Annotated in this window: 14 protein-coding genes; 6 read left to right on the top strand and 8 right to left on the bottom strand. The window is 38.6% G+C overall.

Annotated elements, in window-relative coordinates:
• Position 1 precedes the first annotated feature (1 nt).
• Entirely contained in the window at positions 2-229 is a 228-nt protein-coding gene (locus ACIPUA_RS10110) for a YejL family protein (RefSeq protein WP_004911940.1), read from the bottom strand.
• A 242-nt stretch (positions 230-471) separates the two neighbouring features.
• Here ACIPUA_RS10110 and yejK point away from each other — a divergent pair, with 242 nt between their 5' ends.
• On the top strand, positions 472-1473 hold the full coding sequence (gene yejK / locus ACIPUA_RS10105; RefSeq protein ID WP_042843397.1) for a nucleoid-associated protein YejK: 1002 nt from the start codon (positions 472-474) through the stop codon (positions 1471-1473).
• Between the two features lie 136 nt (positions 1474-1609).
• Here the strand turns inward: yejK and rplY are convergent, their stop codons facing one another.
• Together rplY and ACIPUA_RS10095 are read right to left on the bottom strand one after the other, a co-directional pair.
• The gene (gene rplY, locus ACIPUA_RS10100) at positions 1610-1891 is read right to left on the bottom strand and encodes a 50S ribosomal protein L25 (protein WP_217008343.1); all 282 of its coding nucleotides are present in this window, start codon (positions 1889-1891) and stop codon (positions 1610-1612) included.
• 165 nt (positions 1892-2056) lie between these two features.
• A complete protein-coding gene (locus ACIPUA_RS10095) occupies positions 2057-3814 on the bottom strand; it encodes a DEAD/DEAH box helicase (RefSeq protein WP_042843400.1) in 1758 nt (585 codons plus the stop codon).
• 223 nt (positions 3815-4037) lie between these two features.
• Here ACIPUA_RS10095 and rsuA point away from each other — a divergent pair, with 223 nt between their 5' ends.
• The 3 genes from rsuA (at position 4038) to ACIPUA_RS10080 (ending at position 6971) form a co-directional block, all read left to right on the top strand.
• Positions 4038-4745: a 16S rRNA pseudouridine(516) synthase RsuA gene (gene rsuA / locus ACIPUA_RS10090; protein WP_449059619.1), complete on the top strand. Its 708-nt coding sequence runs from the start codon at positions 4038-4040 to the stop codon at positions 4743-4745.
• A gap of 18 nt (positions 4746-4763) precedes the next feature.
• The gene (locus tag ACIPUA_RS10085; RefSeq protein ID WP_042843402.1) at positions 4764-5948 is read left to right on the top strand and encodes a Bcr/CflA family multidrug efflux MFS transporter; all 1185 of its coding nucleotides are present in this window, start codon (positions 4764-4766) and stop codon (positions 5946-5948) included.
• 681 nt (positions 5949-6629) lie between these two features.
• On the top strand, positions 6630-6971 hold the full coding sequence (locus tag ACIPUA_RS10080) for a hypothetical protein (RefSeq protein WP_042843404.1): 342 nt from the start codon (positions 6630-6632) through the stop codon (positions 6969-6971).
• Positions 6972-7251: 280 nt separating this feature from the next.
• Here ACIPUA_RS10080 and mepS read toward each other — a convergent pair whose 3' ends face one another.
• Together mepS and ACIPUA_RS10070 are read right to left on the bottom strand one after the other, a co-directional pair.
• Complete coding sequence (gene mepS, locus ACIPUA_RS10075; RefSeq protein ID WP_449059618.1) at positions 7252-7836, bottom strand: bifunctional murein DD-endopeptidase/murein LD-carboxypeptidase; 585 nt, start codon at positions 7834-7836, stop codon at positions 7252-7254.
• 704 nt (positions 7837-8540) lie between these two features.
• Positions 8541-9140, bottom strand: coding sequence for a YrbL family protein (locus tag ACIPUA_RS10070; RefSeq protein WP_048607453.1), 600 nt, complete (start codon positions 9138-9140; stop codon positions 8541-8543).
• 326 nt (positions 9141-9466) lie between these two features.
• Between ACIPUA_RS10070 and ACIPUA_RS10065 the strand changes: the two genes are divergently transcribed.
• The gene (locus ACIPUA_RS10065) at positions 9467-9811 is read left to right on the top strand and encodes a hypothetical protein (RefSeq protein WP_042843408.1); all 345 of its coding nucleotides are present in this window, start codon (positions 9467-9469) and stop codon (positions 9809-9811) included.
• A 120-nt stretch (positions 9812-9931) separates the two neighbouring features.
• On the opposite strand, the gene yeiP is transcribed toward ACIPUA_RS10065, so the two are convergent.
• The 3 genes from yeiP to ACIPUA_RS10050 form a co-directional block, all read right to left on the bottom strand.
• Positions 9932-10504, bottom strand: a complete 573-nt coding sequence (yeiP, locus tag ACIPUA_RS10060; protein WP_042843409.1) for an elongation factor P-like protein YeiP — start codon at positions 10502-10504, stop codon at positions 9932-9934.
• A 151-nt stretch (positions 10505-10655) separates the two neighbouring features.
• Positions 10656-11900: a tryptophan permease gene (gene mtr / locus ACIPUA_RS10055; protein ID WP_042843410.1), complete on the bottom strand. Its 1245-nt coding sequence runs from the start codon at positions 11898-11900 to the stop codon at positions 10656-10658.
• A gap of 161 nt (positions 11901-12061) precedes the next feature.
• Positions 12062-12499 (bottom strand): nucleotide triphosphate diphosphatase NUDT15, encoded by a 438-nt coding sequence (locus ACIPUA_RS10050; RefSeq protein WP_129466077.1) that lies wholly within the window; start codon positions 12497-12499, stop codon positions 12062-12064.
• Positions 12500-12663: 164 nt separating this feature from the next.
• On the opposite strand from ACIPUA_RS10050, the gene fruK reads away from it, so the two are divergent.
• Positions 12664-13599 (top strand): 1-phosphofructokinase, encoded by a 936-nt coding sequence (fruK, locus tag ACIPUA_RS10045; RefSeq protein ID WP_042844300.1) that lies wholly within the window; start codon positions 12664-12666, stop codon positions 13597-13599.
• The last annotated feature ends 48 nt before the right edge of the window (positions 13600-13647 follow it).

The following is a 13647-nucleotide window of genomic DNA, read 5'->3' as shown; positions in this document are numbered from 1 at the left end:
ATTAGTGTGATTGATCTTCTTTAACAGAAGAAAGTAATGCGTTTGCAAAGGATTCTGCAATCATTTTACGTTGCGCTGGCGCAACAGAAGTATTGAGCAGATTCGTTACCATATTACCTAACACCATAAGGGAAAGGTCAACAGGTGTATGGTTTTTTTCTAACACACTCACGAGGTCAGAAAGTAAACCTTCAACTTTTTCATCACTATAGCGAGATGATTGTGGCATAAATTGAGACATCCTAAATTAATGAAAGCTCCATATCATAGCGTATAGCTGCTGTTTTTTCTTCTTTCTTCGCAACAAATTTTCGTTTAAGTGATAATAATGTTTATTCAGATTCGTAAAGTGCGTATTAGTTCAGCATTTTGAGGTTGAAAAAAGAACAAATGATAGTTTCTATTGCAGAGTGATAATATCAGTGTTTGAATACGCGCGACAATATTTCTGCTATAAAAAAGGAGCCAACAATGAGTCTGGAAATTACCCAGATAGCTTTACATCAGTTGATTAAGCGGGATGAACAAACCCTTGAGGTGATGTTACGGGATTCTTTATTAACAGCGGATGATGTCGTACAGGACATGATGGCAGAATTACACCGAGTCTATAGTGCAAAAAGTAAAGCATTCGGTGAGTTTAATGAAGAAAGTGAACTGGCTGATGCTTTAAAGTTACTGCGTAAAGGTGAAGAAGAGTTTTTAGGTTTCAGCCGTGCGATGACGGTACGTTTAAAGGATGAACTCGCTAAATACCCTTTTGCTGAAGGGGGGATCGTTCTTTTCTGTCAGTATCGCTACCTTGCTGTTGAATATCTTTTGATTTCAGTTTTGAGTAGTTGCGATAGCATGTTTGTCACGGACACTTTAGATTTAGGAACGACACATTATTTAGATATACCTCATGCGGATATTGTCGCTCGTATTGATTTAACCGAGTGGGAAACAAACCCTGAATCAAAACGTTATTTAACCTTTTTAAAAGGGCGGGTAGGGCGTAAAGTCTCTGATTTCTTTATGGATTTCTTGGCGGCTTCTGAAGGGTTAAACGCAAAAGTACAAAATAAGGGGTTAGTTCAAGCGTTAGATGATTTTTGTGACAATGCTCAAATGGATAAAAATACGCGCCAAGCGTACCGCCAGCAAGTCCATAGTTATTGTACTGAACAACTTCAATCAGGCGAGGAAATTGAATTGCAGGCATTGGCAAAAGAGTTGCCAATGGTGGAAGAGCAAAGCTTTGATGATTTCGCACGTCAAAATGATTATCAACTAGAAGAAAGTTTTCCTGCTGATAGAGGAACACTAAAGCAACTGACCAAATTTTCAGGAAGTGGAGGGGGGATCACTATCAGTTTCGATGCTATGTTGATGGGGGAGCGTATTTTTTGGGACCCAGTAACTGATACATTAACTATTCGTGGTACCCCACCTAATTTGCGTGACCAGTTACAACGACGTGGTAGTAAGTAAAATTACTGAAGGGAAATTAGTTCTTTGCCAGAATAGCGAAAGCTAAAAATAAATACCCTAGAAATAAATAACGCCGCAATTGCGGCGTTATTTACTCGGCGTCCCGAAATTTCTAAAGCTCGGCTGTGGGCTTTAATTAAGCGCGCAGGAAGTCAATGTGCGTCACTTTTGGCTTAAATGGGTGACGTTGAACAGCCTGAACTTTTACTTTAGTTTCTTTACCATCGATAACCAGATTCAGAACTTCGTAAAATTCTGCTTTGCTTTCTTGGTTAATGATTTCATCGTGGCTTAAAGTCACAGAGATAGGCTCTTGGTTGCCACCGTAAACGATAGCTGGAAGTTGGTTATCTCTGCGCAGGCGGCGGCTCGCACCCTTACCCTGCTCTTTACGTTCAATTGCATTGATAGTTAACATTACTATTTCTCTATAAAAAGAAAAGATAAATCCTGCTACAGGCGACCCAGCAGCAGGTTCGAGATTTGGCCTAAGAATATTTCATTCAGAGAATGTGATATATGAAGGCGGGCGGCATTTTAACGAAAAATCCGCCATCCAGCAATCATTAAGATCGCCTTAGCTTTAAGATAGGCTGTCAGCAACGCGAAAACGCCCTTGATAATCGAAGATTTTTTCACGTATTTCCCAATAGCGTTCTTTTTTCCGAGCCACGATAAATTGTGGATAACGTAATAATGATTGTTGTAATAAAATATCATTAGCATTATTCCACTTAAATGGAACTCCAGGCGCACGTTGATGTTCGCGTAAAAATCGAAATTCAAAGGCTTGTCGCTGAGCTGGTGTTGTTAAACGAAACCTTTCAGAAACGCTGGTTCCGTCCTCATCATAATAATTAATCTTAAGCCATTCACCTTTTGCATCATGCCCTGTCAACAGTTGCATCCCACCGCAACGTAAAATTAGGGCATCCTTTAATTTAAGTGCAGCTTTTAGCATATCATCAGGGTCAGTGAGGACTTCTTGGCATTGTTGGCAACGACGTGCGGCAATATCATTTTCTGCGCCACAATGGGGGCACTGTTTAAATCGAAAACGGAATTCACATTGTTGTTTTTGTCCGTGTTGATTTTCTTCCCAACCTTGGCAGCGACGACCATAGTGTTCGATAATTTGCCCATCAGAAGTGCATTTCCCCCAAAAAGTATTGGCAAATTGGCATAATGGGCAAAAAACTTGCACGGGTACACTCGTTGAATTGGGTTTACTTGAGCCGACTTCCGGTCGAAATAGGTCATGAGGGTTGCCTGCATAATCTAAAATGAGGCATTTTGTTTTCCCGGTGGCAAGTCGCAGGCCTCTGCCGACAATTTGTTGATACAAGCTTACGGATTCGGTAGGGCGTAAAATAGCTATTACATCAACATGGGGGGCATCGAAGCCCGTGGTTAATACAGAAACATTGACTAAATAATGTAATTGCTTGTTTTTGAAACGTTGAATGATGTCTTGCCTATCAGCAGCGGGGGTATCTGCCGTCACAAGCGCAGCCGTATTTTTAGGTAGATAACCCAGTATTTCCTTTGCATGTTCTACTGTTGCCGCAAAAATCATACAGCCTTGTAATGGCGATGCATACTCAACAATTTGAGAAACGATTTTTGGCGTGATCCTTTGTTGCTTTTTAAGTGATAAATTGAGCTCTTGTTCATTAAAAATACCAGATGAGCTCAGTGAAACCTGACTAAAGTCATATTGCAAAACGGGCATATCCAACCGTTCAGGAGGGACGAGAAACTTATTTTTAATCATATAATGTAGTGGCAATTCATAAATACATTCACGGAAAAAACAGTTTTCATCGCCCCGCACCATACCATGATAGTGGTATTGGTAAATCCAGCCACTGGCAAGCCTATAAGGCGTCGCTGTTAACCCCAAAATACGTAACGTAGGGTTATGAATTTGTAAGGCTTGAATAATTTGCTGGTATTGGCTTTTGTCATTCAGGCTGATACGGTGGCATTCATCAATGATAATTAAAGAAAAGTGAGTATTGAAAGCATCAAGGTTCCGGGCAACCGATTGTACACTCCCAAATACGACCTTACTTTGTGAATCTTTTTGATTCAGTCCAGCGGCAAAAATATCAGCCTGTAAGCCATAAGCGAGGTATTTTCCATGGTTTTGCTCAACGAGTTCTTTAACATGGGCTAACACAAGAACACGACCACGCGCAAGGCGAGCTAACTCTGCGATGACTAAGCTTTTCCCCGCGCCAGTAGGTAGAACAATAACCGCAGGTTGGGTGTGCTTGCGGAAATAATGCACTGTTGCATCAACGGCTTCTTGTTGATAAGGACGTAAAACAAAAGACATATTATTCAGTATAGAGTTAATAAGTTGGGAAAAAGGCGTTAAATTTAATTTAAAACCATGGCTCTGTCTAAAGATCTGAGTTGCTGCTAGGAAACTATCCCTTCACTAGGGTTATTGATATAATGAATTATGTGATAATAATCACAGCAACCTTTCATTCTATATTCTGACAGTTGAGTGCTATTGTACGCCTCACTGGCATTCCATCAAGTTAAGAGAATCTATGCGACTGGATAAATTTTTGTCCCAGCAATTAGGGATAAGCCGCAGTTTGGTAGCGCGTGAATTGCGCTCAGGGCTGGTGACAGTTGATGATGTAATCGTCAAATCGGGAGCCTTTCAAGTTACGACCGACCATGAAGTCGCTTATGATGGCAATGTTCTTGTGCAAGTAACGGGGCCTCGTTACTTTATGTTGCATAAACCCCAAGGGTATATTTGCTCGACAGATGACCCAACGCATCCCACTATACTTTATTTTATCGATGAGCCGCTCGCTCAAAAACTTCATTCAGCAGGGCGCTTAGATATTGATACGACAGGGTTAGTATTGCTAACTGATGATGGGCAATGGTCTCATCGGATTACATCACCAAAACATCATTGTGAGAAAACCTATCGTGTGCAATTAAGTGACGATATCGCAAATGACGTGGCTGCACAGTTTGAGCAAGGTGTAATGCTTAACGGTGAAAAAACCGTCACTAAGCCAGCCAAACTTGAAATCATTAGTCCGCGTGATGTTAGATTGACGATTAGCGAAGGGCGCTACCATCAGGTAAAACGTATGTTTGCAGCGGTGGGTAACCATGTTTGCGGCTTGTATCGGGAACGAATCGGGGAAATATGGCTCGATGATTCGCTTGAGCCCGGTGAGTATCGGCCGTTAACTGAAGCTGAAATTAACAGTATTAATGTATCACGTAAATAAAATGCAGGAGTTTAAAGAGTGCAACAGCAGCGTTCATCCTATTTGGGGCTGATATTAATTTTAGGTTTATTATCGATGTTAATGCCATTGGCTATCGATATGTACCTACCTAGCTTTCCGACGATGATGCATTATTTTAATGTAGATGAAGGGCGTATTCAGATGACGCTTAACAGCTACATTTTTGGTTTTGCTATTGGGCAACTATTCTATGGTCCGATGGCGGATAGCATTGGGCGTAAGCCAGTAATTTTAGGTGGTGTAATTGTCTTTGCTATTGCATCTGCTGCCTGTGCAATCACGGAATCCATTGAATCATTGATCTGGTTACGGTTCTTACATGGGTTTGCTGCTGCGGCTGCGAGTGTGGTGATTAACGCATTAATGCGCGATATGTTCACTCGTGACGAATTTTCAAGAAGCATGTCATTTGTGGTGTTAGTCATGACGATTGCACCATTATTAGCCCCGATCCTTGGGGGAGAACTAATGCGTTGGTTCTCATGGCATGCGATTTTTTGGAGCATTGCAATCGCAGCAGTGATAGCGGTTATTTTAGTGAGTTGTTTTGTGCGAGAGACACTACCTGCCGCTAAACGGCAGAAATTCCATGTCGGCACTACACTCAGGCAGTTTGCGACGTTATTTAGAGCTAAACAGGTTTTGTTCTATATATTAGCTAGCTCATTTTCTTTCGCTGGTATGTTCTCGTTCTTAAATGCGGGCGCATTTGTTTATATTGATTTAAATGGCGTGTCACCGCAGCATTTTGGCTACTATTTTGGTATCAATATTATTTTTCTATTTATTATGACCACAATAAATAGCCGCTACGTTAGGCATTTTGGCGCGGAAAAAATGCTGTACTTTGGCATTATTATCCAATTTGTGATGGGGTTATGGTTGTTAGCGACGACTGCTTTTGCGCTGGATTTTTGGACTCTAGTCATTGGTGTGGCCATTTATGTTAGTGGGATAGCGATGATCACATCAAACGCAATGGCTGTTATCTTGGATAATTACCCACATATAGCAGGGACTGTCTCCTCCTTAGCTGGAACCATTCGTTTTTCAATTGGGGCTCTGGTCGGAACATTGTTATCTTTGATACCCGCTAAAAATGCATGGCCAATGGTTGGGTCAATGGTGGCTTGTGTTGCATTATCCATGCTATTTGTTTTATTGGCGAAAAGAACAAAGTAATTTCATTAATTTTTCAGTTTCACGGATGAAACTGAAAATGTCATAGATGTCTATCCTTCCTTTTGTCCGATTATTCCGAATTGATTCAGTTCATCTCATAAGATACAGCTATTCTCAATGTTTATAGCTACCTTTAACTCGTTAAATACGAATAGTAAAGTAGGGGGATTAAAATATTTGGTGAAAAATGATCTAAATCAATTACCGTTAGTAGGTAATTTGTTAAATTTATGTTTTTTATCACACCGTATTCTTTGCTGTAACAAGTTGGCAAAAATTTGTGCGTACTTCAAAAAATAGCTTAGTTATTGCGGTTTTTATGTCAAAGATGTAAAAAAAAGTTAGGTGTTTTGTGGTGAATGTTGAGTTCAAATATCAAAAAAAATTTAATATTTAATTAATTTACCATAAAAATTGATGTGCAATGATTTGTGTCACAAAAATTTAACGACATGTTGTATTTTTAATGTTATATTTAGGTTTTAGAATTTAACATTACTGTTACTTTTGTGGTTGTTAAAAACTCGGTTTGAACGATGAGTTAGTTTAAAGAGGGTTTTATTCACGTTTAAATAGTATATAAGCGTAATAGGGTTGGTTCGATCCTCGTGTTAGGTCTAGTGGGGCGGTAACCCCCGGGTCACTTGGCTAAATACTAAAATGTTTTAATAGGATATCTTTGTGGAAAAATCAGGTCTTTCGGTGGTGCACAGGCTACCGCAAAGCTACCGCTGGTTATCAGGCAAAATAGGGACTGATGTTGAAGTCGTACCTATGAATGATGTCGATAGCGATAAGCTTGTGGGGCTAAAATTACTTAGTCATGACTGTGCAACAGATTGTATTGCGATGCAGCAGTTATCTGAGTCGTTATCGGATATGCAAATTGCTAATGCTATTTTGGAGTGGCAGAAAGAAGTGTGCTTGTTCATTCACGCAAATGATGAATTAGCAGCTATGTGTCGTTTGAAAGCCTCTGGTGTGGCTATTGCAGAGCTATCATCTGGTTTTTATTGTGCTTAATTTGAGTGCAAATAAATATATATGGGTTATTTATTGATTTACGTTATTGCTAATGTATCGGTGATAGGCGGTGGCGATTTGCTCTGCTGCTAAGTTGCTTTACTAAAATACAGACTGATATTATTAGGCACTTTTGCGTACAGCGTCTCTCATTTTTTTGATGGCGTTAAATAACAACCGCTAGGCTCAGAAATTAAATATGAATTACCAATAAAAAAGCTTCCAGTATCTATTACTTGGAAGCTTTTTTATTGGTAAGGGGATAAGGTATGGCAGAAAGTTAGGACCCGTTAATGATCCGACGGCTAGCGTAGTACCTTTTGCTCCAGTAGGAATTCGTCATTTCAGAAACAATAACGCCACTGCTTGTGGAGGCGTGAACAAATTTTTGATCGCCGATATAGATCCCAACATGCTTCATTGTGCGACCTGTTTTAAATAAAACGATATCGCCAACTTTTAAATTATTACGTTTTACGCTTTTACCCGAGTACTCTTGTTCTGAGGTTGTGCGAGGGAGTTCCACACCAAACTGTTCAAAAAATGTGCGCTGAACAAAGCTTGAACAATCCACACCTTTTTTGGTTGTGCCACCGAGGCGATAAGCAACACCTTTCCAGCTTGCATATTGGTTCATGATTTTGGATTTAGTATCAACACTTTGTACTAGCTCTTCGAATTCATCTTGAGATGCCATAGTTAAAGAGTCCCCCGCGGAACCATTTAACATACGTACATCTGATTTAGCAGTATTTTGTGTATTCTTAGCTGACTTAGGATTGGTACATGCTGAGAGTGTCACGGCGATAGCAATTGCCGGTACAATGCGCCAAGCATAGCGCTTAAGTTTTTCAGATGTTAACATTCTTATATATATCCCTTACCATTCTTTTATCGCATTATCGTGTAAATAGACACGACAAAATTAAACCTATCCTTGTGAAAAACGCATTTGGCGATAAGAGTGTGTTTTTCGCAAGAAATGTTTATGACAACAATTTATAGCAAACAACCCAAACTAGGTGTTGTACGCTTTAGCCATTTTCAATGACTTATTGAGTATAGAACAGATACCAATATTTACTAAAATAATTTTACGTGAATTGGTAGCCTAACAAGCCTGAAAATAAACCTTAAAGAGCATACATAAACAAAGCCGAAATGGCGAGGCAATAGGTCTATAATTTACAAAACATTAGATAGAACTGCCTATTCACTATTGGTTTATGTGATTTCTATCATATGTAAGGGCATTTTGCGCGGTATTGCACCGTTTTGAGTAAATAAAGTATGAACTTGTTCACATTTTCTTACGTCTTGTTTCAGTCTATTTACGAAGTAAATGCCTAACATCTACCTCTAATGTAAAGAAGTTTAAATTTATCTAAGTTAGAAAGGTTTTTAGTCATCAAGTCATGCACTAATTATAGGTGGCCGTTAGGTGATTGACTTTAAAAAATCATAGCTACTGTTTATTTATCAGTATTCTGATAACAAAAAATACTTATATTGAAGTTTTGATTAATTTTAAATCTAAAAAATGAATGGTAGTAAGACAGGTATTGAAAACTATATTTTGATTTGAAATTCTCTATAAAGCCGATTTTCAAAATCTGCGAAACGACGATTTAATGTTGAACGCGCAATAGTGGCTGAAAAATAATCTAGGGGGATCAAATTGGCTGAACCAAGGTTATCAATAATAAAAAATTGGCCGTGAGGTTTATAGCCTAATTGATAAACAATATTATAAGTTTTTAGTGCCATTGTTGCTATGGCTTCTTCATAGATTGTTTTTTTAAATTGTTCATAGGCAATTCTCATATTTTTTTTATGTTTTAAAAGTATGTTTTTATTTTTTAGGTAATACTCTAATGTATGTGAAACATTCCCTGTTTTATCTTTAATGAGTTGGAAAACATACCCTAAGCCGAAATTAGTTTCTTGGGTTCCATAATAATGAGAAATAGTGTTGGTACTTAAACTTTTTTTATATAACCGCTTGTAATAGCGTATTTCTCGTAGCGTTTCTTTATCACTTCTCCCATTTAAATGCACTTTGATGCATAAATCATCATACTCTGGATGTTGATAGCAAGCACGTTGCCGACCCGCAGCTATCAACTGTTTGGGGGATAGGTAAATTTTAGTAGCAAGGTTTTTTTTCATATTAATAAATACTTATTTTATAAGTTAAATACAAAAATGATTTGTAAACAATAAATATGACGTTTTTTACAATATATAGGGCTGATTTTAATAGATAAAATTCTAAAGATGTTGCATTTCGTGTGGTAATAAAAAAGTCATTTAAATAGGTGATTTTATTTTGAGTAATAACGATTCAAAAAAATAAAAAACTACGACTATAAATGAAATCACTAATATTTCGTTGAGATTAGTATGTCGTCCTCAGTCACGCAGAGTGAAAAATATTTTAAGTATAAATAAATCACGAAAAGTGACGATAACTTAACTTTAAGAGGGCGATTCTTATGGATAACTCAGTAAAAAAAATTGTAGCGACTATTTTTACAGTAACAGTATTGGTTTCAAGTTTTTCGGCAGTAGCATCAAAAAATAGTGGGATGAAACGTGCTAGCTCTGGTGTCATTTTATTTACAGGAGCGATTGTCGCGCCACCTTGCATGATAGAAGCAACGCCTAAAAGTGTGATAACCAAATGTTGGAGTGATACTGGAGATGAAAAAACGACGTCTGTTGATATTCGAAAACTCAGAGGGCAAACAACACTACTTCCTAATTCAAAGGGAACTCAAGAGTTTAATTGGATAAACAAAGACCATACATTGGGAATCTATACGATTAAATATGATTAAACATGAGTGAAGCCGAAGAGCAGGTCGTTAGGAGGGGATAATGCTAAGTGATTGTGGCATATGCCTATGAACAATTAATTCATAGGCATATAAGGTCATAGGTTAGATAACATATTGTAATTAATCACAACGCCCCATATAACGGCGTTCAGGGATATGGATACGAATTTTTTCGCCACTCGATAAATACTCAGGAACTTGGATAGTAAGCCCTGTAGCCATAGTCGCAGGCTTAGTTCTGGCACTAGCTGATGCACCTTTAATGCTAGGTGTTGTTTCCATTATGACCATATCAACGGTTTGAGGAAGTTCTAAAGCCAAGACTTGACCTTCTATGGTAAGCACTTGCATTCCGGGCAAACCCTCTTCAGGGATGAACAATAGGTCTTCTTCAATATCTGATTTTTTGAACATGTAAGGAGTGTAGTCTTCATTATCCATAAAAACATATTCATCACCGTCAATATAAGAAAAAGTCACTCCACGGCGTGTTAACGAAATCGTTTCTAAAATATCATCTCCTTTGAAACGTTCCTCAACTTTTTGGCCAGTTTTGATATCTGTAAAACGCATTTTATACAAGGTACTTGCGCCACGAGCACTAGGTGCTTGAATATCAATATCTTTTACAAGTAGTAATTTGCCATTATAGTTAACTGCTAAACCGCGTTTAATTTCATTGGCCTTGGCCATAAATAACCTTCTTTGGGATTGTCAAAAAGAGTGCGACAAAATTACTCGCAGATAAGCGATTAGGCAAGATGTTGCGGTTAATTTTCGGTGAAAAATTTTATGGGAAAGGGAATGGTGAATATTGCGTAAAAGCGATATTCACCAAAGGCCGTTAATAAATAGGGAGTAAACCAGCTAAAGATAACAAATGTGCTACAGCATTAATCACACCAAATAAGATAACGAAAACAATAATAAATGTTCCACCAGGTGCTTTATAACTATTATTTGGATAGCGTACACGGCTCGCTTTTGCCATTAGAGCAGGGACAATTACCGCCCAGATGGTTGCTGCTAGCCCTGCAAAACCAATGGCATAAATAAAACCATTTGGAAAAATTAACGCAAGGATGGTAGGCGGTACAAAGGTGACTAAAACAGATTTGAAACGCCCTTGTTGATTGTCCTTAAATTTAAAGAAGTCTGCAATAAAATCAAATAAGCCAAGAGAGACACCTAAGAATGAGCTGGCTAACGCCATATAAGAAAACAAGTTTAGGAATTGTGAAATAAAACTGTTTTTCGTCGAGATATTCATTTGAGTCAACAGGGCATCAATATTATTGCCACTTTCTCTTATCTCAATAAAGGCAGAGCGTGGGATATTGCCTTGGATGGCATACTGCCACAAGATATAGATAACAACCGTAATGGTTGCTCCAAACACTAAACTCATGACTACACTGCGACTGTCTTTATTATAATATTTAACTAGCCCAGGTACATTGCCATGATAACCAAAAGAGGTTAATAAATAAGGTAATGCGGCGAGAGCGTAAGGTAAATACTGATGATCACTTTGTTCAACTTGGTTAAATAAAATGGCAGGAGATGCCGTTGAGATCATCCCACCAATTGACATGATAAATGTGATAACCATACCACCGATTAAAATAGTACTTAACCTATCTACAGCACGAGTAGAAAGCCAAACAATAAAAGCGACGATGAAGGCAAAAATAAAGCCTGCACCCGCTTGTGGAATTTGTATATGACCTGACAAGTTTGCGGTAATGATAGAACTACCCGCGGAAATGTAGGCGTAAGTCAGTATGTAGAGAACAAAGGTGACGGATAAGCTATTAATTGAATTCCAAGTTGTTCCCAACAGGTCTTTGACCATAGTGTGAAAACTGGCTCCAGCAGGGTAATTCATATTTGCTTCTAGGATCATTAATCCCGAAAGTAACATACAAATAAATGTATAGATTAATAACACGACTGAGCCTGAAAACCATACACCTGAAGTCACCATTGGAATTGAAAACATACCCGCACCGACTGCAGTCCCTGCGATAATCATTGCACCACCCAAGATGGAAGGGCGTTTGTGTTGTGTTGTAGTATCAACGGCCATGGTGGCTCCTAATAGAATGTTTCACTGTACTAGCTAAATGATACGGTAAGCACATGACGTTGTAAATATGGTAAAGGCAATTAAATAGGAAAAAGCGAGTAATAAGAAAGAGATGAATAAAAAACGTACAAACAAAATCGTTTATACGTTAAAGGTTAATATTAGGCTTTATGGTGATAAAGATTCTGGTTTAGCCAAAGGTCAATGGCATTGCGGCTGGCTTCAAAGTGAGGCTCAGGTAATGCATCAGGTGAAACCCACATTAGGCTTTCACATTTGTCTGTTTCCATTATTTGAGGTGCAACTTCACCATTGTATTCAACATGCATACAAATAGAGACCGTATGCTTCCCTTCTTGTTGATAAGTTTGCAAGTTATTACTGATACCAAATACGGTTGGTGCTTGAATATCAATACCGATTTCTTCTTTTATTTCACGAATAGCGCAATGTTCGAATGTTTCCCCAGGGTCAACATGCCCCCCAAAAATTGACCAGTAAGGGGCATGTTTACTGCTGCGTTTACCCATGAGTATTTGCCCGTGCGAATTGGTGATGATCACACCGACACCGACGACGACGTTAACAGGCTCAGACATATTTTCTCCTGATTATTTTATTTTTTAGCGCGCTGATTTTGCCATGGTACAACAGAAAAACAAGCAGGGAAAAATACAAATATCACTGAAAACAATATGCTTTAATGTTATAACTATGATTATATTTTAAGATACGATAATCATGATAAGGGAGATTAGTGGTTATGACTCGCCGGGTTGCTACAATTACATTAAATCCTGCTTACGACCTTGTAGGGCTGTGTTCTACAATCGAAGTTGGTGAAGTCAATTTAGTCAAAACCGCTAGCCTCAATGCGGGTGGTAAAGGTGTAAACGTAGCGAAAGTGCTGCGTGATTTAGGCATTGATATCACAGTTAGTGGTTTTATGGGGAAGGATAACCAAGAAGAATTCCAACATTTTTTCAGTGAAAATGGGATGGCTAATCGCTTTAGTATGGTACCGGGACGTACACGTATTAATGTAAAACTTACTGAAAATAATGGGGAATCAACAGATTTTAATTTTTCAGGTTTTGATGTAAGTAAAGAGGATTGGAACCGCTTTTCTACAGAGTCATTAAATTGGCTAGGCCATTTTGATATGGTTGTCGTTAGCGGCAGTTTACCAAATGGTATTGACCCTGAAGAATTTACTCGTTGGATGACCAGACTTCGGCAATTATGTCCATGTATTATTTTTGATAGTAGCCGAGAGGCCTTGAAAGCCGGTCTTAAAGCATCACCTTGGTTAGTAAAACCGAATAGACATGAATTAGAGAGCTGGGTTGGTAGAAAACTTCCTGATTTAAAAGATGTTATTGCAGCAGCCCATGAATTACGTGATAAGGGCATTTCTCATGTTGTCATTTCATTAGGAGAAGAAGGGGCTTTGTGGGTAAATGCCTCAGGGTCTTGGTTGGCCAAACCACCTCATTGTGATGTGATAAGTACGGTAGGGGCTGGGGACTCAATGGTTGCTGGGCTTGCTTATGGTTTACTCAATGGGGAGTCGAGTGAGCATACATTACGTATGGCGACGGCTATTTCCGCGTTATCAGTTTCTCAGCCCGATGTTGGGTTAAAAAATCGTAATAAATTAGCGGATATGATGGCTAAAATTGAGATGAAATCATTGTAATTGGTGAAAAATAGCCAGTTCGCGGCATTAACAATGTGGTGTTTTCGA

Source organism: Providencia sp. AGC89 (assembly GCF_053543535.1).
This window is presented reverse-complemented; position numbering and strand designations above follow the sequence as displayed.